The following is a 22,327-nucleotide window of genomic DNA, read 5'->3' on the forward strand; positions in this document are numbered from 1 at the left end:
TTCACCCATGTCGTGCTTTCGAGGGTTCGCGGACGGATGGTTGCTTCGACACCACCCATCTTACCGCGGCTCAAGAAGATGCGACATGGGTTCTTTCGTTCTATGCCCTCCAATGCTGATTTCAGGCGAATAACCAAGGTAGACATCTATCCGGGCCGGGATATACTCGTCGCGAAAGTCGTTTCGCTACGGTCAACGGGTGCGAGAACTGTGGCGTGTCGAACGAACTGTGCTTGCTCTTGAACGAAAGCAGAAGCAGACCACAGCTACAGCCAAGTCGTCGTGATCAGCCGCATGAATTCATACCGGTATTCAGGGGTGGACCCCAAATGATGAGGTCGATGGTTGTCCTCACCCCTTAGAAACAATATCTCGTCCGCTGAGACTCGGCGGTGAGCGCTGAACACAGGACGTGGCATCACATGCACCCGGAATTTGCAGCCGTAGTAGATTCCCTGGAGCCGTCTTTCCGACGCCTCATTGAAATGGAACCTGTTCGATACTCTGCGTTGCCCAAGCTGATCTCTAATTCTGGGATTTACTTGTTTTCCGAAGGTCCGCAGCACCTGTATGTTGGCCGCAGTCGAAACATCCGCAAGCGCCTCGCTCGCCACTGTCTGCCTAGTGCCACACACCGTATGGCGGCGTTCGCCTTTCGGCTTGCGCGCGAAGAGACTGGTCGGTTGAAAGCCACGTACAAGACCGAAGGCTCGCGACGCAAACTGATGGAAGATCCAGTTTTCCGAGCAGCATTCGAATCTGCGAAGGCTAGGATTCGCGAGATGGATGTGCGGTTTGTCGCCGAGGAAGATCCGCTTCGCCAAACCGTTCTCGAAGTCTACACAGCCGTAGCTCTCCGGACACCGTACAACGATTTCGATACGCATTGAGCTAGCGCAGGGCTTGGGTGTGTGGAGGTGACGAACAGCATGCGGACACCGCCATGGCCACCGTGCGTTACCGAAGAGCGGATCTAGCCGACGTGCCGGTGCTGGCCCGGCTTCGGCGCGAGGGCGAGGCGGGCGGAGCGTCCGAGGAGCGCATGCTGCGCTACCTGGCGGGTGAGCACCATCCGCAGCAGGCGCTGCCGCCGCGCGTGATGTGGATGGCCGTGGAAGGCGAGTCGCCGGTCGGGTACGTGGCGGGGCACCTCACGCGCCGCTTCGGCTGCGACGGCGAGCTGCAGTGGATCTACGTGGTGGCGGAGCACCGGCGGCGCCAGGTCGCCACGGCGCTGCTGCGCCTGCTCGCCGGGTGGTTCGCCGAGAACGGGGCGAGCCGCATCTGCGTCGATGTCGGGGACGACCGGGCACGCCCGTTCTACAGACGTCACGGCGCAGTGGAGTTGAACCGGCACTGGATGGTGTGGGACGACATCGACGGAGTGCTGGAAAGCTCCGCCGTAACGTAGCCATGGGAATCTCGACAATGTCGCGTCCTTCTCTGCGCATCGCGGGTCTGCTGCTTCTCCTGCTGCTCGCAGCCGCCTGCGCCCCGTCCGCCTCCATCGCGGTACGCCAGTCACTGCGCCCTGCACCTGCTTTCGACTGTGTGGCGGCTGCGCTGGCCGCATCGCCTCGCGTGGTCATGGTAATGCCGTCGAAGCCGACCCCCACCGAGGGTCACTTCGGTGTGATCCTCCGCGACTCCCTGGCGCGCGGTGGGCCGACTGTCGCGAACGTGACCTATTTTGTCGGGTGGGGCGCCGGGCAGGACTCGCTGTCGGCGGTCGAGGTCAAATTCGCGTGGACGGCGCAGCCCGGCGATGAGGAGAAGCGGCACCGGGCAAGCCTCGGCAGGGCACTTCTCGCGGAGCTCAGGGCGGCGTGCGCGCCCGATGCGACGGGGAGCGTGGAATGCGTGGAGCAAGGGGCCGGCCGGGACAGGTCGCGCGGCTGCGCGGCCGTCTGACGCGGCGTCGAGAGCTGGCCGGGACGGCACGGTACGGAGGGAAGGGTTCCGCTTCTCCACGGGAGAGGCGGAACCTTTCGGTTCGTGATATCTTGGGCCGCTCGCAACACCCGTTCAGGAGGCGCTCGTGGACGAAGACCTCGATCGGATGTCGCGTGAGGAGCTGATCGCGGAGGCGAAGCGGCTGCGGCAGGGGATCCGCGCGCACCGCGACAGCAGCGGCCACGAGCTCTGCTGGCACCACCCGGCGCTGTGGGGTCTGCTCCCCGAGCGGCAGGACCCGCTGCCGACGGTGCCGGAGTGGCCCGAGTTCCTGCGCGGCTGCATCCGCTACCGCCAGTCGCTCGACGAACAGCTGCCCGACGCGCCTCGCTCGCGCGAGGAATACCCTGAATGAAAGATCGGATCGCCACCCCACGGGAGCCCCTGATGAGAACAGCCAGCATCGGCGCAGGCCGTTTGTCCTCACGAACTTTTGCAGCGCTCCTCTTCGCGCTCCTCGCCGCCGCCGTGCCGGAGGCCGGAGCGCAGGCGTCGTGGCCCGCCGAGCGGTGGCCGACGGCGACGCCCGCGGAGGTCGGGCTCAACGCCGCGGTGCTCGACAGCATCGACGCCGAGATCCGCTCCGGGCGCTACGGCTACGTGGACCGCTTCCTGGTGATCCGCCGGGGCCGGCTGGCGTACGACCGGCGCTACCAGCACGACTACGACGCCGCCTACGGCGACTCCTCCCGCCTGGCCACGTCGCTGCGCACCCACGACCGCGCGGGGCCCTACAACTACTTCAACGCGTGGTGGCACCCCTACTACCGGCGGGGCGACCTGCACACGCTGCAGTCGGTCACCAAGACCATCACCTCCATCGTGATCGGCACGGCCGTGACGCGCGGCGAGTTCCCGTCGCTCGACACGCCGGTGCTCGCGTTCTTCGACTCCGGCATGGTCGCCAACGTGGACGACCGCAAGCGGCGCATGACCCTCCGGCACCTGCTGACCATGACGGCCGGGCTGGACTGGGACGAGATGCGGCCGTACGGCGACCCCGCCAACACGGCGATCGGCCTGGAAGGCAGCTACGACTGGGTCAAGTTCACCATCGACCGGCCGATGATGGAGGAGCCGGGGACGCGCTTCAACTACAACAGCGGCGCCAGCGAGCTCCTGGCGCACGTCTTCCGCCGCGCCACGGGCGTCGACATCGAGGAGTACGCCGCGCGCCACCTGTTCGCCCCGCTCGGCATCCGCGACTGGCACTGGAAGCGCACGCCGACGGGAGTGGTGGACACCGAGGGCGGGCTCTACCTGGCGTCGGAAGACCTGGCGAGGCTCTGGTACCTGTTCCTGCGCGACGGAGCGTGGAACGGCCGGCAGGTGGTGAGCCGCGACTGGGTGCGGGCCTCGCTGGCCCCCGCCGTGGTGGTGAACCCCGCGCGGCCGAACGGCGCCCGCTACGGCCTGAAGTGGTGGCTCTTCCCCAACCCCACGGACAGCACGCGCGTGATGTGGGCCGGGTCCGGGTTCGGCGGGCAGGTCCCCGTCGTCGTCCCGGAGGACGACCTGGTCGTCGTCTTCAACCAGTGGAACATCCTCCCGGGGCGGCCGGCGCTCCCGGGGCTTCCCACGCTCGCGCGGATCATCAGGGCGGTGACCGACCGGCGCCGCTGAGCCGGGCCCGGGACGCGGGTGCCGCGGATCGGCCCTTCAGCTCCCCATCCACCGGTCGGGGGGAGCCGGTCTGAAACGATCGCGGCCGCGGTAGCGGCGGGCCGGCCGGCGGCGTACTCTACCGTGCAGCCGCCATCCAGGAGACAGGGGCCATCGCCTCGTCTGCATCGGTACGGAACTCGGCGAATTCCCGGAACCTTCCCATGCAGCGAGGAGGCGTCCCGTGCCCTGTCCGAACATCACGTTCACCGTCGGGTCGCCCACCACCCCGGCCCTGCGCGGCGGGACCGCCGTCGCCGCCGTCGACCCCCTGACCGGCAACTTCGGCCTCACCGGGAGCGTGGTGCTGCGCTGCGGGCAGACCACCTTCCCGGTGACCAACGTCACGTGGGCGGCGCTGTCGGTCTCGTTCCTGGTGCCCTCCAGCCTGCCGGACTGCGCCGCCGGCTACCAGGCCGTCTTCACCATCGGGCCGGACACCTGCGCGGTCCCGATCACGATCACCGGGCCGATCGTCCAGCCGCCGATCGCGATCGCCAACCCGCAGCCGGTCGTCTGCGTCTCCGAGGCGCGGCTGGACCTGGTCGGGGTGGGCTTCGGCACGCGCCCCGTGGCCCGCATGCCCGAGCTCGACCCGTTCTACCAGCAGCTCAACACCTACCGCGGGGCGACGGACGTGGCGTTCGGGACGGACATGGCGACGATCCGGGCCCTGCAGACCCACCCGGGGTACCAGACCAACGCCCTCTTCATGACCGCCACGCTCGTGGCCGTCAACCGCGACGGCGCGGCCGAGCGGACGTCGCCGCCCGTCCTCCTCAGCATCGGCCTTCCCGCCCCGTACGCGGACGTGGCGACGGCCGCCGGCCGCGACCTGTACTTCGGCCACGTCATCGGGCGCTCCGACCTGCCCCGCGTGGGCAACACCGAGTGGCTCGGCGGCCCCGAGCGGGGCGAGGTGCGGCTGTACGCGGCCAACCCCAGCGCCCAGCTCGCGGCGCTCCTGCCGCAGATCCAGAGCCTGGTGGCGGTCCGCGCGCCCCGGGTCGACCCCGCCAGCCCCCTGGGCCAGTCGCTGCGCGCCATCCGCGAGGCCGGGGCCAACCTGCCCACGCCCTACTGGCGCGAGGAAGGCGTCCTGGCCACGCTCCCCGCCAGCGACACCGGGGGCTTCGTGATCATCTGGCGCGACGACATCCCGTCGGCCGTGCAGCCGATCGTCCGGGTGCCGTGGCTGGACTGCGCCAGGGTGGGGGAGTTCGTGGCGCAGGGGTGGAAGCTGGTGGTGAACGGCCGGGACTACGCCCTGGACATCGACGCCGGCAACCTGCTCCCCATCCGGCCGGAGGAGTTCGTGGCCTTCCAGGTCCAGCGGATCGCGGGCGTGGCCAACCCGCTCACGCAGCTGCTGGACACGGCGGCCGGCACCGCCGGCATCGTCTTCGGCTTCCTGGCCTCCGCCTCCGGGTTCACCACCGACCGCGCCGACTTCCACGTCACGGAGGGCGCGCTCACCATCGGGACCGACCTGGTGCCCTCGGACCGGGCGCGCGTCCTCTTCCATCCCGACATCGTGAGCGAGGACACGAGCGCCACGGGGGTGGGGTTCAAGACCTGGGAGATCGCGCTGGTGGCCAGGGTCACGGTCCCGTCGTGCGGCACCGTGCAGCTCAACCTGGTGCGGATCCGCCTGCGGCAGGCCCCCCTGGTGGTCCCCAGGGTCGCCATCCTCTTCGAGCACATCGATTTCGGGGGAGACCCGCTGGTGGTGGTGGACACCGGCGGCGTCATCCCCCTGACCCCGGCGCTGGTGGACGGCCGGTCGCTCTCCGCGGCCCGCATCACCCTGGGGGTCGTGCTCACGTTCCTGGACACGCTCGGGGCGGCCCTCATGATCCTCTCGGTGTTCTCCGGCTTCCCGGGCCCGCTGCGGCGGTTCCCCTCGGCGGGGCACGTGCAGGCGCTGCGCGACGTGGTCGCCGCGCTCCGCTCGGCCTCGGACGTCGTGCGGCCCGCCGTGGACGCGCGCGGGGTGACCATCGAGCTCGGGGACGTGGTGCGGAAGCCCGGCGGGTGGTTCGGGATCGGCGAGGAGGACTTCGGGAGGGTGCTGAGCTCCGCGCTGATCCTCGGCCTGCCGAACTTCCGGGGGTTGAGGATGGTGATGGAAGGCGGATGGTTCGGCAACGACATCTCGGCGTTCCTGCGGGTGCCCGGGGGCACCGTGATCGCCACCGTGACGGACTTCCGCGGGATCTTCCGGGTCGACGAGGCGGGCAACTTCGTGCACATGTTCTGGCCCACGAACACGGTCGACGCGATCGGGCCGTCCAACCACATGGTGGTCATCACCGGAGCGGGGCCGTGGTGCCACGACCTGATCGACCGCATCGAGCTCTGACCCGCCGCGGAGAACCCCCATGGACGACGACGACCTCCGCCGGACGGACGACGACGCGCGCATCCGCGAGCTGATCGGCGAGCGGGTCCGGGCCGTCCACGCGAAAGACCTCGACGCGGTCGTGTCTCCCCACGCCGCCGACGTCCTCTCCTTCGACGTCCTGGGACCGCTGCGGTACCGCGGGTCCGCCGCGATCCGGGAGCGTGCGGCGGAGTGGTTCTCCGCGTACGACGGCCCGATCGGGTACGAGGTCCGCGACCTGGCCGTCACCGCCGGCGCCGACGTGGCCTTCTGCCACTACCTTTACCGCGTCAGCGGAACGACGACGGAAGGGACGGCCGTCGAGATGTGGGTGCGGGCGACCGTCTGCCTCCGGAAGACCGATGGCGCGTGGACGATCGCCCACGAGCACCAGTCGGTGCCCTTCGACCCGGAGAGCGGCCGGGCGCTGCTCGACCTGGAGCCCTGACCTCGCGCCTCGACGAGCGCATGGCGGACACCGAGCGCGCAAAGATGCTGCGGGGGGACCTCTACCTCGCCTCGGACCCGGAGCTGGCCGCGGCCCGGCTGCGCGCCCGCGACCTGTGGCAGCGCCTCAACGCCCTTCCCGCGGACGCGGCGGAGGAGAGGCAGGTCCTGCTGCGGGAGCTCCTCGGCTCGCTCGGGCCGGGCGCGGTGATCGAGCCGCCCTTCTACTGCGACTACGGCACGCAGATCGAGCTCGCCGCGGGCGCGTTCGTCAACATGAACTGCGTGTTCCTGGACCCGGCGCCGATCCGCATCGGCGAGCAGGCCATGCTCGGCCCCAACGTGCAGCTGCTGACGGCGGACCACCCGCGCGACCCGCACGTGCGGGTCGCCGGGCCCGAGCTGGCGCGCCCGATCACCATCGGCGCCCGCGTCTGGATCGGCGGCGGAACCATCGTCTGCCCGGGCGTGCACATCGGCGACGACACCACGATCGGTGCGGGGAGCGTGGTGGTGCGCGACATCCCGGACGGCGTGGTGGCGGTGGGCAGCCCGTGCCGCGTGGTGCGCCGCCTCTGACCGCCCGCCCCGGCCGTGACGTTCGCCACTTTCCCACGGGATGGACTTGGACACAGAGATCGAATCCGCGCTGGCGCGCCTGCGCGGCGCACGCCTGGTCGCGACGGGGCGGGGTGCCGACCTCCAGTGGTTCACCTTCGAGTCCGACGCCACGTACGCGCTCCACGTCATGTGCCCCTGGCGGCTCGCCGGGTCAGGCGGGCTCGTGACCGGCCGTTCCGATTACTGGAGACCGGCGTCTCCGGAAACTCCGCGCGAGGACTTCGAGCGTGGGGCGATCGGCGCGACGCTGCGCGACGTGCGGAACCGCGAGCTGGAGGGGGTGCTGGCCGCGGGCGTGGTGACGGTGGAAAGCTTCGCGGTCGACGGGCTCGGCGGCTTCACGCTCGTCCTCTCCGCCGGCTACCGCCTGGACGTCTTCCCCGACGAGTCTCCCGCGGAGCACGACGACCTCGAGCTCTGGCGCCTGTTCCAGCCGGGCAAAGGCCTGCGCCACTTCGTCGTCCGCAGCAACGGCGTCGAGCGCGGGGACGACGCCCGGGGCGACGGCGGGGAACCTGCCGGCCTCTTCCGCCAGTCATGACGCACTTCGGCATCACCGTCGACATCCAGCCGGGTCCCGGGTCGCCGATTTCCTGCTTCGGAAGGACTGCATGCCACGGCGCGAGCTCTCCCTCGGACGCGTGCTCCTGATCTGGCTGCTCGGGCTCGTCGCCGGGATCCAGGGCGCGCTGTACCTCTACGACTCCTTCGACGACGGCGTCTCCGAGCCGCTGTCGGGCGCCATCGCGCTGGCGTTCGTCGGCGCCGGGCTCGGCTTCATCGCATGGTCCTACCGCCGCCGGGCGTGACGATTGCGGGTCGGACAACTCCTGGTATTTCGGCGCAACTCAATCATCCAGGAGGTAGAAATGAGCAACGGTAGCGGCGGAGCCAAGAGTGGTGGCGGGACCAAGGGCGGTGGCGGAGCCAAGGGTGGTGGCGGGACCAAGGGCGGCGGCGGGGATCCCGGTTGGCCGAGCAAAGAGCCTGGCAAGTCTTCGGGTGGCGGCAGGAAGAACAGCCCTCCCAAGCCTCCGAAGAAGTAGTCATTCTCAGGTATCATCCCGCCTCGGTGATGCGGGTGACGGTCCGGCCCATGCCTTCCGTCCGACGCCTCGGCGCCCACGAATGGCGCGCGTACCGCGACCTGCGGCTGCGCGCGCTCGGCGACTCGCCGGACGCCTTCGCCAGCACTCTGGAGGAAGCGCGGCGGCGGCCCGACGCCCACTGGGCCGAGCGCCTGGCGTCCGGCGCCGCCTCCGCGTGGGACCTGCCGCTGGTGGCCGAGGAGGGGGGCGAGCTCGTCGGCATGGCCTGGGGCACGATCGATCCCGCGGCGCCCGAGACCGCGCACGTCATCCAGATGTGGGTGGCGCCGGAGGGCCGGGGCCGCGGCTGCGGGGCCCTGCTGCTCGACGCCGTCGTCGCCTGGGCCAGGGGGGCGAAGGCCCGCAGCGTGGTCCTGGCCGTCACGTGCGGAGACACGCCCGCGTGGCGCCTCTATTCCCGGGTCGGCTTCCGGCCCGCCGGCGACCCGGAGCCCCTCCGGCCCGGCTCGGCCCTGCTCGCCCAGCCCATGCGCCTGGACCTGTGATCAAAAAGGCTTCACTCACGCAGAGCCAGCAGAGTGAGCGGAGAAACGCCTCCGCTGACTCTGCGTGAGGCCTGCTGTTTTCCGGCTCCGTTACGAGGCATCCCCGCGCGTCAGCCCACGCCGCCGGGAGGGCGGGCGCCGCCGCGAAGCGTTCCGCCGCCGGGTCCACCAAGCCCCGCGCTCGCGCGGCTCACCAGGGCGCCGGTCGTAGGCCCGTCTCCCCGCCAGACGAACGTCGATCCCGGGCTATGGCATTGAGCTTCGCTCAGCGGTAGACTCGATCTCCCGTCCCCCGAGCTCCGCGCCCGGCCCCGCGCCGGCCGCAATCCACCGACATCCGGCTCCATGCACCGATCCGCCTGCCGCCTGCTGCTGCTCCTGGTCCCGCTCCTGGCCGCCGCTCCCCTCCAGGGACAGCGCAGCGAAGTGGTGCACCGCACCCCGGGCGACACGCTCCGGAACAGCTACCGCGTCTACCATCCCGCCGGCGCGCCGAGGGCCCTGCTGGTGCTGCTCCCGGGCTGGGGAAGCGGCGTCGACAGCTTCTCGGCCGGGGGCTTCACGCCCTCCACCCTCCCGGCGCGCATGGCGGAGCGCGGCGTCCTCACCATCGTGGCCCTCCCCGCCGCGGAGACGCTGTACGCCGGCGACGAGCCGCTGCGCATCCTGGACGACATCGTCGCCGAAGTGCTCCAGAGGCACCGCATTCCGCGGGACCGCGTCGCGATCGGCGGCTTTTCCGCGGGCGGCACCGGCGCGGTCCGCTACGCGCAGCTCTGCGCGCGGGGCGGCTGCCGGGCCACCCCGCGTCCGGCCGCGGTCTTCGCGGTCGACTCCCCGCTGGACTTCGAGCGCATGTACCGCAGCGAGGAGCTGAGCGTCCGCCGCGCCGCCCCGCGCACGAACGTGGACGAGTCGCGCCTGGTGGTCGCGGAGCTCGGGCGCGCGCTCGGCGGCTCGCCCGACGAGGCTCCCGCCGCCTACCGGCGCAGCTCCCCCGTGCTGGCCTCCGCCCCCGACGGCGGCAACGCGGGCCTGCTCGCCGCCACGCCGCTGCGCCTGTACACGGAGCCCGACGTGCTGTGGTGGATCGAGAACCGCAACCTGGACTACCACGCGATGAACGCGTTGGACCTCGCGGCGCTCGTCAACGTTCTCCGCATACGCGGCAACCCGCGGGCGGAGCTGGTGACGACCACGGCGAAGGGCTACCGCCCGGGCGGCGCGCGCCATCCGCACTCCTGGTCCATCGTGGACGAGGCCGACCTGGCCGCCTGGCTCTTCGCCTGGCTGATTCCCGCGGCCTGACCGGGCGCTTCCTGCGCTCCGCCCGACTCTCGGTTGCACACTGGTGTAATACCATCTTCCGGGATTCACATTCCGAGAGATGTCATTCCGAGTGGAGCCCGGTGCGCAGAATCCGCGGTCGTCACCAAAGCCGCCCGGGCTCCCGAGGAATCTACCCGCGGCCGGCAGGAGGCCGGATCGTTGTGCCAGACCGACGTCCATGCGGGGTCAGTAGATTCCTCGGGCGCCGCCCAGCTTCGGTGCGATATTCCGATTCGGTGCTGCGGCGCCGCTCGGAATGACAGGGTTGGCAGAGGACCGTTGTGCGCAGTGATTCGTGAAATTCGGGTAAGGGCTCGGCGGCGACGGCACTCGCGTGACGAAAGCAGGCGTATGACCTGGGATTACCTGATCGTGGGCTCCGGGTTCGGCGGCAGCGTGAGCGCGCTGCGGCTGGTGGAGAAGGGGCACCGCGTCCTGATGCTGGAGAAGGGCCGCCGCTTCCGGCCCGAGGACTTCCCGCGCACCAACTGGCACCTGCGCCGCTGGCTGTGGATGCCGAAGCTGGGGCTGCGCGGGCCGTTCCAGATGAAGTTCCTGCGGCACATCACCGCGCTCTCGGGCGTGGGCGTGGGCGGCGGGTCGCTCGTGTACGCCAACACGCTGCAGGTGCCGGGCGACGGCTTCTTCGATTCGCCGACGTGGCGGCACCTGGGCGACTGGAAGGCGGAGCTGGGGCCCTGCTACGAGCGGGCGCGGCGGATGCTGGGCGTGGTCCCCTATCCCTACAAGACCTACCCGGACGAGGTGTTCGCCGAGCTGGCGCGCGACATCGGGCGCGAGGCCGACTTCCGCCCCAACGACGTGGCCGTCTTCTTCGGCCGGCCGGGGGTGACGGTGCCCGACCCCTACTTCGGCGGCGAGGGGCCGGAGCGCACCGGGTGCAACCAGTGCGGCGGCTGCATGCTGGGGTGCCGCCACGGGGCCAAGAACACGCTCGACAAGAACTACCTCTATCTCGCCGAGAAGCGCGGCCTGGAAGTGCTCCCCGAGCACGAGGCGGTGTGGGTGCGCCCGGTGGAGGGCGGCTACGAGGTGGAGGCGCTGGAGGGGCCGGCGCGCTGGTGGCGGCCGCGCCGGCGCCGCGTCTACCGCGCGAGGAACGTGGTCCTGGCCGGCGGGGTGCTGGGCACGGTGCCGCTGCTGCTCAGGCTGAAGGCGAGCCCCGCCGGGCTGCCGCGGCTCTCGGAGCGCCTAGGCGAGTTCGTGCGCACCAACTCCGAGGTGCTGATGGGGATCGTGAGCGAGCGGCGCGACCGGACGATGTCGGAGGGGGTCGCCATCACCTCGATCCTGCGCACCGACGAGCACTCCACGCTGGAGCCGGTGCGCTACCCCGACGGGGCGGGCTTCTTCCGGGTGCTGATGGCGCCGCACGGCCCCGGCGCCACGGCGTTCGAGCGGCTGTGGAACGCGCTGCGCTTCACCGTGCGCCACCCCTGGCGCTCGCTGAAGGCGTTCCTGGTGCCCGACTTCGCGCGCCACACCCTGATCCTGCTGTACATGCGCACCATCGACAGCCACCTGTCGCTCCGGCCGGGGCGGCTCTTCGGCGCGGTGAGGAGCGTGCTGGCCCACGGCGCCGCGCCCACGGCCGCCATCCCCGAGGCCACGGAGCTGGCCGAGCGCATCGCCGCCAAGACGCGCGGCTACCCGGCCAGCCTGGCCACGGAGACGGTGCTGGGGATTCCCACCACGGCGCACATCCTGGGCGGGTGCGTGATGGGCGATTCGGCCGCCACGGGCGTGATCGGCCCCGACCACCAGGTGTGGGGCTACCCGGGCCTGTACGTGGTCGACGGCTCGGCGGTCTCGGCCAACCCGGGCGTGAACCCGTCGCTCACCATCTGCGCCCTGGCCGAGCGCGCCATGGGACTGGTCCCGGCGAAGCGCCGTCATCACGAGCACGCCACCGCGAGCGCCGGGAGCGCGAACGCCCCGTGACGAGCGCCGGGACCGCGAGCGCCGGGATCGTGAGCGCCCCCGTGACGAGCGCCGGGATCGCGAGCGCCCCCGTGACGAGCGCCTGAAGACGCTCGCTGGAACTACGGAAAGCCTCGCCGGACGATGTCACGGGGAAGGTTCGGCGCAGCGAGGCTTCAACTGCACCCGGGGGCTGGCATCGGCTCGGACCGTCGAGATCGGCTCGTGAGATGCTCGGCAGGTCTCTCCCTCCACGTGCTTCGCCCGACGCGCGAATGGCCGCCCCCGCAGCCCGAAGGGCTTCCCGTAGTTTCAGCGAGCGTCTTCAGGCGCTCGTCTCGAGTGGCTCTCGCGTGTAGCGCATCGAAACAGCGCCGCGCCAGGTGTCGGCGCGCGAGCCGACGGCCCGACGCGCCTCGTCCCCGAAAACCCGCATCACGATTGGGATCGAGGCGGGATTGCGGTTCGGCATACGCGATGCATCCGTCGGCGGCGATTTCCGCGTCGTCCTGCGCGGCAGGGTGGACTTCCTCCAGCCGAGGCGGTGCTCATGCGCAGCACCCGTGTCCCGCTCGCCATCGCCTGCTCGCTCGCGCTCCTCTGTACCGGGTGCGAGTACCTCAGGCTGCTCCGTCCCAGCGTCGTCCGGCAGATCAACCCCCGCACCGCGCGGCTCGTCAACTACCTCCCGAAGGTCGACCACCCCAACGAGGCGCTCCTGGGGCGGCTCTTCGCCCACGGCGGGCTCTCGCGCGCGGAGGTGGGCGCCGACGGGGTGATGCGCAGCCGGCTGCGCGTGCGCATGCACGCCATGCTGTGGGAGCCGGCCGTCATCGTCCTCCCCCGTCCCGGCACGCTGGAGGTCGAGGTGGCCAACGAGGACGAGGGGGCGCACATCGCCTACTTCCCCGACGACGCGGCCGACCAGGTGCTGGTGCTCCCCGCGGGGAAGGCGGGGCGCGTGCGCGTAAACCTCGACGCGCCGGGGATGTACACCTTCGCCGACCCGATCTCCAACAACTCGGGGCAGGGGATGCTGGGGATCATCATCGTCGAGGGCGACGTGCCGCCCGAGGCACGCATCGCCCGCCCCCCACAGCGCCGGCCCGGCCAATGACCAGGACGCCCCCCCGCGCCGCGCCCGCCCGGCCGCGGCGCGCCCCGACCCCGCTCGCCCTCGCCGCCGCCCTCTGCCTCGCCGCCGCCTGCGGGCACCCGTGGGCCAACCTGCCGGTGAGCGAGCAGGCGCGGCCCAGCACCAGGCAGAACGCGCGGCTGCGCGGCTCCGCGCCCCCGGTGGCCGCGTCTGTCACCTACGAGCGCATCCTCCGCGCGCGCGAGGAGCCGCGGAACTGGCTCACCTACTTCGGCACCTACGACGGCCAGCGCTTCAGCGCGCTCGCCCAGGTCGACACGTCGAACGTGAAGCGGCTGCGCCCCGCCTGGATCTTCCAGCAGGGGGTGCTGGGGCTCATCGCCTCGCCCGCCACCTACGCCATGGAGGCCTCGCCGATCGTGGTGGACGGGGTGATGTTCGTCTCCGGCTACGACGGCTGGGTGTGGGCGCTGGACGCGGCCACCGGCGAGACGCTCTGGCAGTACCATCACCCGACGCCGGTGGACGTGCCGCTCTGCTGCGGCAACGTGAACCGCGGCGTGGCGGTGGCCGAGGGGAAGGTGTTCTTCGCCAGCGCCAACGCGCACCTGGTGGCGCTCGACGCGGTGACGGGCAGGCCCGTGTGGGAGACGGTGTTCGCCGACGTGAAGGCGGGCGAGAGCGCCACGGGGGCGCCGCTCGTGGTCAGGAACCTGGTGCTGGTGGGGAGCGCGGGGGGCGAGTACGGGGTGCGCGGCCACATCGACGCCATGGAGGTCGCCACCGGGCGGCGGGTGTGGCGGCGCTACAACGTCCCCGCGCCGGGCGAGCCGGGCTCGGAGACGTGGCCCGCGGGGAGCGACGCCTGGACGCGCGGCGGCGGCACCTCGTGGACCACGGGCACCTACGACGCCGAGCTGGACCTGGTCTACTGGGGGACGTCGAACCCGGGGCCCGACTTCGACGGGAGCGTGCGGCCGGGCGACAACCTCTACACCAGCTCCATCGTCGCCTTCCGGCCGGGCGACGGGCGGCTCGTCTGGCACTACCAGACCACGCCGCACGACGTGTGGGACTACGACGCCATCTCCGAGCCGATCCTCTTCGACCGGGGCGGGCGGCGGCTGGTGGCGCAGTTCAACAAGAACGGGCACCTGTACGTGCTGGACCGCGCCGACGGGCGCCCCGTGCACGTGACCCCCTACGCGCGCGTGACCTGGGCCGACGTGGACGAGCGCACCGGCGCGGTGACCGTGAAGCTCACCCCCAGCCGCGAGGGGACGCGCATCTGCCCCGGGCTGGCGGGGGCGAAGGAGTGGAACCACGCCGCCTACCACCCGGGCACCGGGCTCCTCTACGCGCCGGTGATCGAGCTGTGCGCCACCTACTTCCTGGCCGAGAGCGACTTCGAGGAGGGGCTGCAGTTCTGGGGCGGCTCCTTCATGCCCGACCCGCAGGGGATGTGGGGCGAGGTGAAGGCGGTGGACCCGGCGACGGGGCGCATCGCCTGGAGCTGGCGCGACCCCCACCCGGTGGTCTCGTCGGTGCTGGCGACGGCGGGCGGGCTGGTGTTCGTGGGCCGGGCCAGCGGCGAGCTGGCGGCGCTGCACGCGCGCACCGGCGAGCTGCTCTGGCAGTTCCAGACCGGGAGCGGGATCCACGGCAGCCCGGTCACCTACAGCGTGGGTGGGAAGCAGTACGTGGCCGTCCCCTCCGGCTGGGGCGCCGCCACCAAGGGCTTCGCCCCCGAGATGGCCGCAGCACCGCGCGGGGCGTCGATCGTCGTCTTCAGCCTGCCGTGAGGCCGGGCCGGACGGTCACGAGGGATCCAGGGACGATGGGGCCGGAGCGATCCGGCCCCTTCGTTGCGGGCATCAAATCATTGCAGGAAGGGATGTTTCGCCGCACTCTTCGTAGAGCGTCCGTTGCTGGTCCGTCCTCCGCCTGTCCGGCTCCCCGCCCATCCTGCCGCCGACGAAAGGAGCTCCACCGAACCCACATCCGCCGTTTCCGCTCGAATGGAGGATATCTTCATGCGCATCCCGCTCTCGCTCACCAGCTTGCTGGCGCTCGTCTCCTGCGCCCTCCCCATCCTTGGTCAGAACGCGACCGATCCGCACCTCGGCCACGCGAGGACGTACGCACAGTGCGAGGCCGCGTTCGGAGACATCCCCGAGCCCCAGTCGGGTTCCTTTATTCATTACGAGCTCGTCCGGATGCACCCGGCGAGCATCGACTCGCTGCGGCGGTTCCTGCGGGCGCACTGCTGGGAGCACGCCCTCCGGCGCTTTTTCGGCCCGGCGCGGGGAGCCGGTTTCGTCGACTGGGTCGTCTACATCGGCGCCGACGGCGAAGTTCACCAGGCGATCACGAAAGGCCTGGACGAAAGGGCGGAGTTCCGAGGCGAGAAGTACGTATGGGTGCTCGTGTTCTCCGATCTCGACCTGGTTCCCGGCGACACGGGGGCGCTGCGCCGCGACCTCTCCTTGAGCCGACGGTCGGTGAACTATCAGCGGGATCCGATGCTGGCGGCGCTCGTCAAGGCCCTCAGCTCGAAGTTCTTCTCGGCCGTGGAGCCACCGCGGGCCGCGGCGCTCCCGGACTCCAGCAAGTTCATCGAGCTGCGCCAGCTTTCGACGGATCCCGGGGGGAACGGCATGTACGTGGCCCTGGACCGCTGGGAGCTTTCGGAGAACGCGATGGTCGAGCTCGGGCTGGGGCCGTCCTCGCAGCGCGAGCTGCCCGGCCGCCTCCGGAGCGTGTACACGAACCTGGGCAACGCCTCGCAATCGCTCTGGGACGTGGGTATCACCGCGGGGTCGTCGTTCGGCCCGCGCAGAGAGGTGGTGGAAGGAACGCAGGTGACGGGCACGCGATCCGGCTTCCGGCCGAACCTCTACCTGACAGGCTACCTGAACTGGCCGCTGCGGCCGCGCCTTCCCTGGCGGCGCGTCTCCCTCGGACCGGCCTTCGGCTTCAACCTCGTGCAGGGCGCCCCCTTCGACGAGCTGATCCTCGGAGCGGCGGCGGGCCGGGTGCTGGGAGACGCGGGGGTCATCGTGGGGATCAGCGCGGTGAAGGTGACGGAGCTGGAGGAGCTGGAAGGGGTCCGCCGCCAGAGAGAAGAGCGCAAGATCACCTTCTTCGCCGGTGTGGACATGCGTCTCTGACGGCGGCTCGAGCCCCGGCGCGCCGTGTTCCAGCGCCCCGGCTCGTGATCGAGTCTTTCTTTCCCTCGAGCTCCTGAGACCGGGTTCCACCCGTCGCGCGCAACGCCAGAATCCCTCCCCTGCGGTTCGGGGAGGGACAGGCGCGGGGGGCCGCCGGCGCGGCGCCGGAGCCGGTGGAAGCAGCACGATCCCCAGTCCAGCAACCTCCCACAGCGCCTCCCGCCTCCGTCCCACACTCCTCCACCCGGCCTCGCGCAGCTTCTGGTACAGCGTACCCGGAGCCCCGGGTTGTGCCGTTTATCGAGAATGATTATTGATAAGCAGCGCAGGTCCGTGCGGGCTCAACCGGAAGGGAGCCGCCCTTGTCTCTCGGGATCACGCCGCTGTCGGTGTTCCTCTTCGCGCTGCTGACGGCGGTGGCGACGGGGCTGGGCGCGCTCCCGCTCCTCTTCGCGCGCAACCTGCCGCCGCGCTGGGTGGGGCTCGCGGGCGCGGCCGCCGCCGGGCTGATGGGGGGCGCCAGCCTGGGGCTCGTGTACGAGGGCGTGGGCCGCGGCGCGCTCAGGACGGCGCTGGGGATCGCGGTCGGGATCCTGGCGATCTCGGTGAGCCACCGCTGGCTGGAGGGGCGCCCGGTGCGCTGGGGCGAGCTGCGCGGCGCCGACGCGCGCCGCGTGCTCCTGCTCATGGGGGTGATGACGGCGCACTCCTTCAGCGAGGGGGTGGGAGTCGGCGTCTCCTTCGGCGGCGGCGAGGCGCTGGGGATCTTCATCACCCTGGCGATCGCGGTGCACAACATCCCCGAGGGGCTGGCGATCGCCCTGTCGATGGTGCCGCACGGCACGCCGGTGTGGAAGGCGTCGCTCTGGAGCGTCTTCTCCAGCCTCCCGCAGCCGCTGATGGCCCTTCCCGCCTTCCTGCTGGTGAGCGCCTTCGCCCCCGTGCTCCCGGTGGGGCTGGGCTTCGCCGCCGGCGCCATGGGGTGGATGATCGCCGCCGAGCTGATCCCCGAGGCGCTGCGCACCGCCGGCCGCGCCGCCGTGGCCGCCACCGCCGTCGTCGCCGCCGTGGCCATGCTCGGCTTCCAGGCGGCGTTGTAGGGCAGTTGATGAACCCGCACTCTGTCGTCAGGTGTGGCGAGCTACCGACGCAGGGGATCGGGGGAGAAAGGCCTCAGAGGCTAAATACCTTGCTGCAAGAGTTGAACGATCATTAAGCGAGAACTCTTGCATGCGAACGTCTCTCGCTACTACTCTTCCCCCTCCAATGTACTTTCGCCTAAGCGTAGGGAGTGAAACAATGACGTGTATTCAGCAGAATCTCCTTTGGATAGTATCTTTCGGGCTGCTTTTGGTTGGGATCCCTGTTGAAACTTCCGCCCAACGGATTGCATGTGATCCGACCGTGCGAGTATCTCCGGCTGACCCTCTGCGTTATACCTTCCGATATAACCGCTGCGAAGGCCGGTACAGTGGCGAACTATCTTCAGCATCTCCTATTCTCATAGCAGGTTTCGGAACTCCTGGGCCGGGTGCGAATTTCAGAAACGCCAGTTCGGTAAGAGTCGTGTGGCCGGTAATCCGTGCTGATTCAGTGGCTCTAAGACTAAGCTCAACTTGGCGCCCCGTTCACTATCAACTTGATACCCGACGTCCCGTTGAAAATCGCGTCTTCGAATGGTCAGCACTCATTCTTCAAAGACTTGGTCTCCGCAACCGCCATCTTGTAGGCGTAGCGTCATCCAAGATGCGGTTGCCTAATGGAAATACCTCGGTGCTAGTTCCTGTTCGTATTTCCCCAGATGGGGATGAGCCCAGTCCTCCATTCCATCTTACTCTTCTTCCTGGTCGACGCTTAAAGGAGATATATGTTACATTCTACGATAACGAGAAGACGCCGTTGGGACCGGTACGCCGACCACTGGGTTTTGGATACTATCCTGCGCATATACCCGTAGAGTATCCCCTGCCTGCGGATTTGCCGTCAGGGATTGTGACACTTGAGATCGAAGCTCTATTCGATCAGGGTAGCTCGACAATTCGAGCAGTGCTCTGGCTTCCCTAACTTTGGCTCACTTTCGTGCTCCTTCCCGATCACGATGCTAGTGGCTTCCAAACGCCACCTCAGCGGGGCCCTTCAGAATCGATATGGGAGGGTTACCGCCGCTCTGTCCAGCTTGGTCGCATCCTGCGTCACCGGATTCGTCAACTCGCTTCTGAAACTTCCGGCGGCCAATTGGCCGAGAGGGAGAAAATTGAGCAGATGGAACTCCTTTCTAAACTGCTCGAATTGCATAACCATGCCGTGCTCGGCCATCATCTGAAGCGTTTCGTGCTTGGTTGTTCTACTATCGTTATTTTTTCACTCCTCCTGCTGCTCTCAGTTCGGCGAGACGAAATGGAGGTATTTGCGCGAGTGGAGGCGACCGCCGCCCGTCTAACGCTGAAATCTACCGAAGTAATTCCTCTTGGGCTAAAAGCAGATAGCATTGGTGTAGCCGGATTCAACCTTTCACCTGTGGATATCGGCACATCTCAACGCCAGGCGCTGAGCGCAAGTGTTCCATTTCCTTCGCAGATTTTGGTATCGGGACATGGCGCTAAAATATTGGTAGACAGATTCGTTTTACCTGCGGCGACTGTCATGGAGGTTGAGCGTACAACATCCGGGATCGCGATTCGGCTTTGGTGCAGAAACGGATGTTCAAGTGGTGAGGTGTCGCTTACCGGGATACGACCGGTTTTGGGCACCGAAAAAGGTATAGGCTCTAGGGACCTTATTTTAGTCCCCGGCTCGAATGGTGCGGCCCTTGAATTGTTTGTGCAAGATAGTGCGATTGAATTTGCTAGTGAGGCGCGAATTCAGAAAATCGCGTTCCAAATAGAAGAACCACGGGGTCAAAATACGTGGGCAGCTAGTCCCGATGTATCTACAATCCGCAGTGGTGAGCTTCGGCTCGTAGATTTGAATGATCGAGCTGTTGGTCTGCCTAATTCCTCCCGTTTCTCGATGGCTGGAACGCAACTCTCACTCGCCAAACTTACGTTCGCGCCCGCCACGGGCATCTTTGTGGTGACTGGGCGAGCTCGCGACGTGCGAGTCAACTCGAAAGATCTTAAACCCACTCTGCTGGAATGGCTTTCAGTGCGACATCCAGTCAAGCTCTTGTGGATTAGCGCCTGTACTGTAATTCCGCTTGTAATCGCCGCTGTCAGATGGTTGATCGAGAGATCATGATGATGATTTCTTCTCCGGTGTGGCGAGGTATCTGTACCTTCTTAATGTCGGCCTTGCTGGCCGCTTTAGGGGCGTGCGTCCGCACCCCAAATCTTTATCAGATTGGTGGTCCAGCTCCTGAGAAGGCACTCACTGGACCGAATGCGGCTCAACAGTTGCTCGCCGCCGTCCGCGTCGAAATTTCTGAAGGCGAGCAAGGAACGCATAACCTACTAGCAGCCGGGTTCGTGATCGGTGCTCGTCGAGATAGCATTTTCATCCTTACCGCGAATCATCACGTGAGGCCAAATACAGGGCAGGTCTCTGCAATGTCAGTTCAGTTGGACGCCAAGCTGGAACCCACTCCCGCGTTTCACACTGACTGTTTCAATCGGGAACTTGACCTTGCTGTGGTAGGAGTGAAGCATCGTACGGAAAATCTGTCTGGGTATCACCTGCCTAGAATATTACTACTGGATTATCATAGCAGTATAGTTGCGCACAATACACGCGTCTTCAGTCTCGGGTGCCCGGATGGTGCGTGTTGGCGGTTACCCGATGAGGCTCACATTGCAGAAATCGACAGTTCCCGATTGCGTTTCCGTAGTTTTGTGATTGCACCGGGATACTCCGGTGGATTACTAGTTGATGAAGAGGGTGCGGTAGTCGGTATAATTGTTCAGGATACCCCCCCGAGTGTGGAAGCGGTGCGGTGGGATGTCGTGCTTCAGTTCCTAAAAGCTTGCCAAATTGAATTAGATCTCCAGCCTCGGTGGGTTGAGAGGAAGCACACTTGGCATGGTGGAGTTTCAGTGGCAGCGTTACCTAATCCTGCTCAGAATCTGGATTCTACACGTATACAGCGAGGATTCCGTGCCGAGGCAGCATATCGGGCAAGCCGGCACTTGGACATGGTTGCGGCGTTCCAGTCCTTAAGCTTTAATGGATGGAATGAGGAGGGATTTAGAGCGCTAGCCGGCAATTTCATAGCCGCGGGCGTCCGACACGTCTCTGAAATCAATTGGGCGCTTCTCGGCAGCAGTCAGCCTGATGTGGCATTTATTGGTCTGGAGCGCCTATTTCCAGTGTACAGCGCGATTCGTCAGCAGGTGGTGATTCCCGACTCGTTCGATTTATCAACAGGCGCGCCGGCGACTCTACAGAGCGTTCGTAATATCAGCGTTGACGGCTTTGTCGCCACAGCTGGATACAAGTCGTATCTCAAGTGGGGATTTGGACTGCAAGCATCGGTTTCCCTATTCCTTATGGATTCTGGACGGGACCCCATTGATGTCCCAACGACTCTCCAGCTCATGTTCGGGTTTACAACACGATTACCGGACCTTTTCACTGTACCTCCGGAGGATGAATGTCCATGCTGATTGTTGGGAATGTACCATTTCGACGGCGTGTGCGAGTTTTCTCGCGACATTTGAGAGTCGGGATAGTTACAGCCTTGTTCGCATCAACGACCTCGGCCTGTGCCTATTTTGATCTTGGGCCCACCGTAAACGTCCAATCTCTTCACATTGTCATTGAGAGTTGGCCTGATGTTCTGTCGGTGGGAGATACAGCCATTGCGACTATTAAAACTGTCAACCAAGATTCTGTTACTGTATTCATGAGTGATACAGAGGTAGAGTGGCGGCTTGCAGATACTCATGTAGCAGGTTTACGAGGCGGTACAACCCCATGGAAGCGAGTCGTGGTGGGATTTGCCCCCGGGCGGACTTCGGTGCGAATTGATGTCCGAGTCTGGTGCCATTCCCTTCCACCGACAGGACCTGCCATCCATGGGGTATGCTTCTCCGACTCGGCATCACGAGAGCTGACGGTCATCCCTCCTGAGTAACTGGATACTGAACGACAACGCCCCCAGTTACCGCGAGCCGTTATTATCGCTTAGATAGCCCTGGAATTACGCCGCCGCAGGGACGGTTTCTTCCTCCAGCACATCTTCGGGGCGGAGCGTGTCCATGAACGAGTTGACGGAGAAGACTGCCTGGCCGGGGCCGCCATGCCGTGCTCCCGGTGGGGCTGGGCTTCGCCGCCGGGGCCATGGGGTGGATGATCGCCGCCGAGCTGATCCCCGAGGCGCTGCGCACCGCCGGCCGCGCCGCCGTGGCCACCACCGCCGTCGTCGCCGCCGTGGCCATGCTCGGCTTCCAGGCGGCGCTGTGACCCGTTCTCCCGGCATAAGGGTGTCACGCCACGTTGCCGAGCACCGTTCTGGTTCCGAACTGATCAGGATCACACAGAGAAACAGAGAACCGAATTCTCTGTTCCTCTGTTTCTCGGGCAGGAGCTGGAAACGAGGGGGGTGCCTCAAGCCGGGGGATGGGGGAACGCGTCCGCCGCCCCCGCGCGTCGCGTCCGGGCCCGGCGGATCGCCGCGGCGAGGAGGAAGAGCGCGCCGGCGCAGGCCGCCGCCAGCAGGGTCTGCTGGAGGAGAAGGGAGAGAGCGTCGGGGCGGAGGACGTTGAGGGCGGTGTCGACGAGGCCGTCGCCCTCCACCGGCACCTTGGGGAAGAACCTGCCGAGGGAGTACGGCCGCGCCCCGGAGAAAGGCCAGCCGAGCATGAGGTTGGTGGGGCCGCTGTCGTCCAGCAGGTCCACCAGGAGGTGCGACCCGTAGCCGACCCCCACCACCGCCGCCCACCGCCCCCCGCCGAAGGCGTATCCGATGAGCGCCCAGACGACGGCGGCCGCCACGCTGTGGGTGAAGGTGCCGTGGTAGGCGCCGCTCGCCCCGCGCGCGATTCCCAGGACGATGTCCACGTCGGGGAGCGCGGCCGCGCACCCGCCCACCGCCCACGCCGCCCAGCGCGGCGGCGGCCGGCGCGACGAGGCGCGGGCCACCTCGGCGAATCCGGCGCCGATCAGGAAGTGCGCGGGCGGGAACGCCATGCGTGGCC

21 protein-coding genes are annotated in these 22,327 nt (G+C 67.8%); 20 read left to right on the forward strand and 1 reads right to left on the reverse strand.

Going from position 1 to position 22,327, the window contains the following annotated elements; translation table 11 throughout:
* The first annotated feature begins 509 nt into the window (after nt 1–509).
* The 20 genes from VF746_24915 to VF746_25010 all read left to right on the forward strand — a co-directional run bounded on the left by VF746_24915 (nt 510) and on the right by VF746_25010 (nt 21,593).
* Nucleotides 510–890 (forward strand): GIY-YIG nuclease family protein, encoded by a 381-nt coding sequence (locus VF746_24915; protein HEX8695680.1) that lies wholly within the window; start codon nt 510–512, stop codon nt 888–890.
* A gap of 53 nt (nt 891–943) precedes the next feature.
* The gene (locus VF746_24920; protein ID HEX8695681.1) at nt 944–1,411 is read left to right on the forward strand and encodes a GNAT family N-acetyltransferase; all 468 of its coding nucleotides are present in this window, start codon (nt 944–946) and stop codon (nt 1,409–1,411) included.
* 2 nt (nt 1,412–1,413) lie between these two features.
* A complete protein-coding gene (locus VF746_24925) occupies nt 1,414–1,911 on the forward strand; it encodes a hypothetical protein (GenBank protein ID HEX8695682.1) in 498 nt (165 codons plus the stop codon).
* A gap of 127 nt (nt 1,912–2,038) precedes the next feature.
* Nucleotides 2,039–2,308, forward strand: coding sequence for a hypothetical protein (locus VF746_24930; protein ID HEX8695683.1), 270 nt, complete (start codon nt 2,039–2,041; stop codon nt 2,306–2,308).
* A 32-nt stretch (nt 2,309–2,340) separates the two neighbouring features.
* Nucleotides 2,341–3,576, forward strand: a complete 1,236-nt coding sequence (locus VF746_24935) for a serine hydrolase (protein HEX8695684.1) — start codon at nt 2,341–2,343, stop codon at nt 3,574–3,576.
* A gap of 223 nt (nt 3,577–3,799) precedes the next feature.
* A complete protein-coding gene (locus tag VF746_24940; protein ID HEX8695685.1) occupies nt 3,800–5,977 on the forward strand; it encodes a hypothetical protein in 2,178 nt (725 codons plus the stop codon).
* Between the two features lie 19 nt (nt 5,978–5,996).
* Nucleotides 5,997–6,446 (forward strand): SgcJ/EcaC family oxidoreductase, encoded by a 450-nt coding sequence (locus VF746_24945; GenBank protein ID HEX8695686.1) that lies wholly within the window; start codon nt 5,997–5,999, stop codon nt 6,444–6,446.
* A 20-nt stretch (nt 6,447–6,466) separates the two neighbouring features.
* Nucleotides 6,467–7,024: a sugar O-acetyltransferase gene (locus VF746_24950; protein HEX8695687.1), complete on the forward strand. Its 558-nt coding sequence runs from the start codon at nt 6,467–6,469 to the stop codon at nt 7,022–7,024.
* Between the two features lie 46 nt (nt 7,025–7,070).
* Entirely contained in the window at nt 7,071–7,607 is a 537-nt protein-coding gene (locus tag VF746_24955; protein ID HEX8695688.1) for a hypothetical protein, read from the forward strand.
* Nucleotides 7,608–7,677: 70 nt separating this feature from the next.
* Nucleotides 7,678–7,875, forward strand: coding sequence for a hypothetical protein (locus VF746_24960; protein ID HEX8695689.1), 198 nt, complete (start codon nt 7,678–7,680; stop codon nt 7,873–7,875).
* A gap of 287 nt (nt 7,876–8,162) precedes the next feature.
* On the forward strand, nt 8,163–8,660 hold the full coding sequence (locus VF746_24965) for a GNAT family N-acetyltransferase (GenBank protein HEX8695690.1): 498 nt from the start codon (nt 8,163–8,165) through the stop codon (nt 8,658–8,660).
* A 345-nt stretch (nt 8,661–9,005) separates the two neighbouring features.
* Nucleotides 9,006–9,968 carry a hypothetical protein gene (locus VF746_24970; protein HEX8695691.1) on the forward strand — a complete coding sequence of 321 codons (963 nt, stop codon included), beginning with the start codon at nt 9,006–9,008 and terminating at the stop codon, nt 9,966–9,968.
* Nucleotides 9,969–10,340: 372 nt separating this feature from the next.
* Nucleotides 10,341–11,951: a GMC family oxidoreductase gene (locus VF746_24975; GenBank protein HEX8695692.1), complete on the forward strand. Its 1,611-nt coding sequence runs from the start codon at nt 10,341–10,343 to the stop codon at nt 11,949–11,951.
* Between the two features lie 529 nt (nt 11,952–12,480).
* Nucleotides 12,481–13,047, forward strand: coding sequence for an MSMEG_3727 family PQQ-associated protein (locus VF746_24980; protein HEX8695693.1), 567 nt, complete (start codon nt 12,481–12,483; stop codon nt 13,045–13,047).
* Entirely contained in the window at nt 13,044–14,828 is a 1,785-nt protein-coding gene (locus tag VF746_24985) for a PQQ-dependent dehydrogenase, methanol/ethanol family (protein HEX8695694.1), read from the forward strand. The genes VF746_24980 and VF746_24985 overlap by 4 nt, the downstream gene beginning before the upstream one ends.
* A gap of 231 nt (nt 14,829–15,059) precedes the next feature.
* Nucleotides 15,060–16,196, forward strand: a complete 1,137-nt coding sequence (locus VF746_24990) for a hypothetical protein (GenBank protein ID HEX8695695.1) — start codon at nt 15,060–15,062, stop codon at nt 16,194–16,196.
* A gap of 362 nt (nt 16,197–16,558) precedes the next feature.
* On the forward strand, nt 16,559–17,296 hold the full coding sequence (locus VF746_24995) for a ZIP family metal transporter (GenBank protein HEX8695696.1): 738 nt from the start codon (nt 16,559–16,561) through the stop codon (nt 17,294–17,296).
* 979 nt (nt 17,297–18,275) lie between these two features.
* A complete protein-coding gene (locus VF746_25000) occupies nt 18,276–19,433 on the forward strand; it encodes a hypothetical protein (GenBank protein ID HEX8695697.1) in 1,158 nt (385 codons plus the stop codon).
* Nucleotides 19,412–20,794, forward strand: a complete 1,383-nt coding sequence (locus tag VF746_25005) for a serine protease (protein ID HEX8695698.1) — start codon at nt 19,412–19,414, stop codon at nt 20,792–20,794. The genes VF746_25000 and VF746_25005 overlap by 22 nt, the downstream gene beginning before the upstream one ends.
* A 640-nt stretch (nt 20,795–21,434) precedes the next feature.
* A complete protein-coding gene (locus VF746_25010) occupies nt 21,435–21,593 on the forward strand; it encodes a hypothetical protein (GenBank protein HEX8695699.1) in 159 nt (52 codons plus the stop codon).
* A 144-nt stretch (nt 21,594–21,737) separates the two neighbouring features.
* Here VF746_25010 and VF746_25015 read toward each other — a convergent pair whose 3' ends face one another.
* The gene (locus tag VF746_25015; GenBank protein ID HEX8695700.1) at nt 21,738–22,319 is read right to left on the reverse strand and encodes a metal-dependent hydrolase; all 582 of its coding nucleotides are present in this window, start codon (nt 22,317–22,319) and stop codon (nt 21,738–21,740) included.
* Nucleotides 22,320–22,327 lie beyond the last annotated feature (8 nt).

Origin of the sequence: Longimicrobium sp., from assembly GCA_036389795.1 — a bacterium.
GTDB lineage: Bacteria > Gemmatimonadota > Gemmatimonadetes > Longimicrobiales > Longimicrobiaceae > Longimicrobium.

Bases quoted from the DNA above. Each gene is read 5' to 3' on its own strand.
- VF746_25015 (HEX8695700.1), bottom strand. From the start codon at position 22,319: ATGGCGTTCCCGCCCGCGCACTTCCTGATCGGCGCCGGATTCGCCGAG.
- VF746_24960 (HEX8695689.1), top strand. From the start codon at position 7,678: ATGCCACGGCGCGAGCTCTCCCTCGGACGCGTGCTCCTGATCTGGCTG.
- VF746_24975 (HEX8695692.1), top strand. From the start codon at position 10,341: ATGACCTGGGATTACCTGATCGTGGGCTCCGGGTTCGGCGGCAGCGTG.
- VF746_24980 (HEX8695693.1), top strand. From the start codon at position 12,481: ATGCGCAGCACCCGTGTCCCGCTCGCCATCGCCTGCTCGCTCGCGCTC.
- VF746_24935 (HEX8695684.1), top strand. From the start codon at position 2,341: ATGAGAACAGCCAGCATCGGCGCAGGCCGTTTGTCCTCACGAACTTTT.
- VF746_24950 (HEX8695687.1), top strand. From the start codon at position 6,467: ATGGCGGACACCGAGCGCGCAAAGATGCTGCGGGGGGACCTCTACCTC.
- VF746_24925 (HEX8695682.1), top strand. From the start codon at position 1,414: ATGGGAATCTCGACAATGTCGCGTCCTTCTCTGCGCATCGCGGGTCTG.
- VF746_24985 (HEX8695694.1), top strand. From the start codon at position 13,044: ATGACCAGGACGCCCCCCCGCGCCGCGCCCGCCCGGCCGCGGCGCGCC.
- VF746_24990 (HEX8695695.1), top strand. From the start codon at position 15,060: ATGCGCATCCCGCTCTCGCTCACCAGCTTGCTGGCGCTCGTCTCCTGC.
- VF746_25005 (HEX8695698.1), top strand. From the start codon at position 19,412: ATGGTTGATCGAGAGATCATGATGATGATTTCTTCTCCGGTGTGGCGA.
- VF746_24970 (HEX8695691.1), top strand. From the start codon at position 9,006: ATGCACCGATCCGCCTGCCGCCTGCTGCTGCTCCTGGTCCCGCTCCTG.
- VF746_24945 (HEX8695686.1), top strand. From the start codon at position 5,997: ATGGACGACGACGACCTCCGCCGGACGGACGACGACGCGCGCATCCGC.
- VF746_24920 (HEX8695681.1), top strand. From the start codon at position 944: ATGGCCACCGTGCGTTACCGAAGAGCGGATCTAGCCGACGTGCCGGTG.
- VF746_24965 (HEX8695690.1), top strand. From the start codon at position 8,163: ATGCCTTCCGTCCGACGCCTCGGCGCCCACGAATGGCGCGCGTACCGC.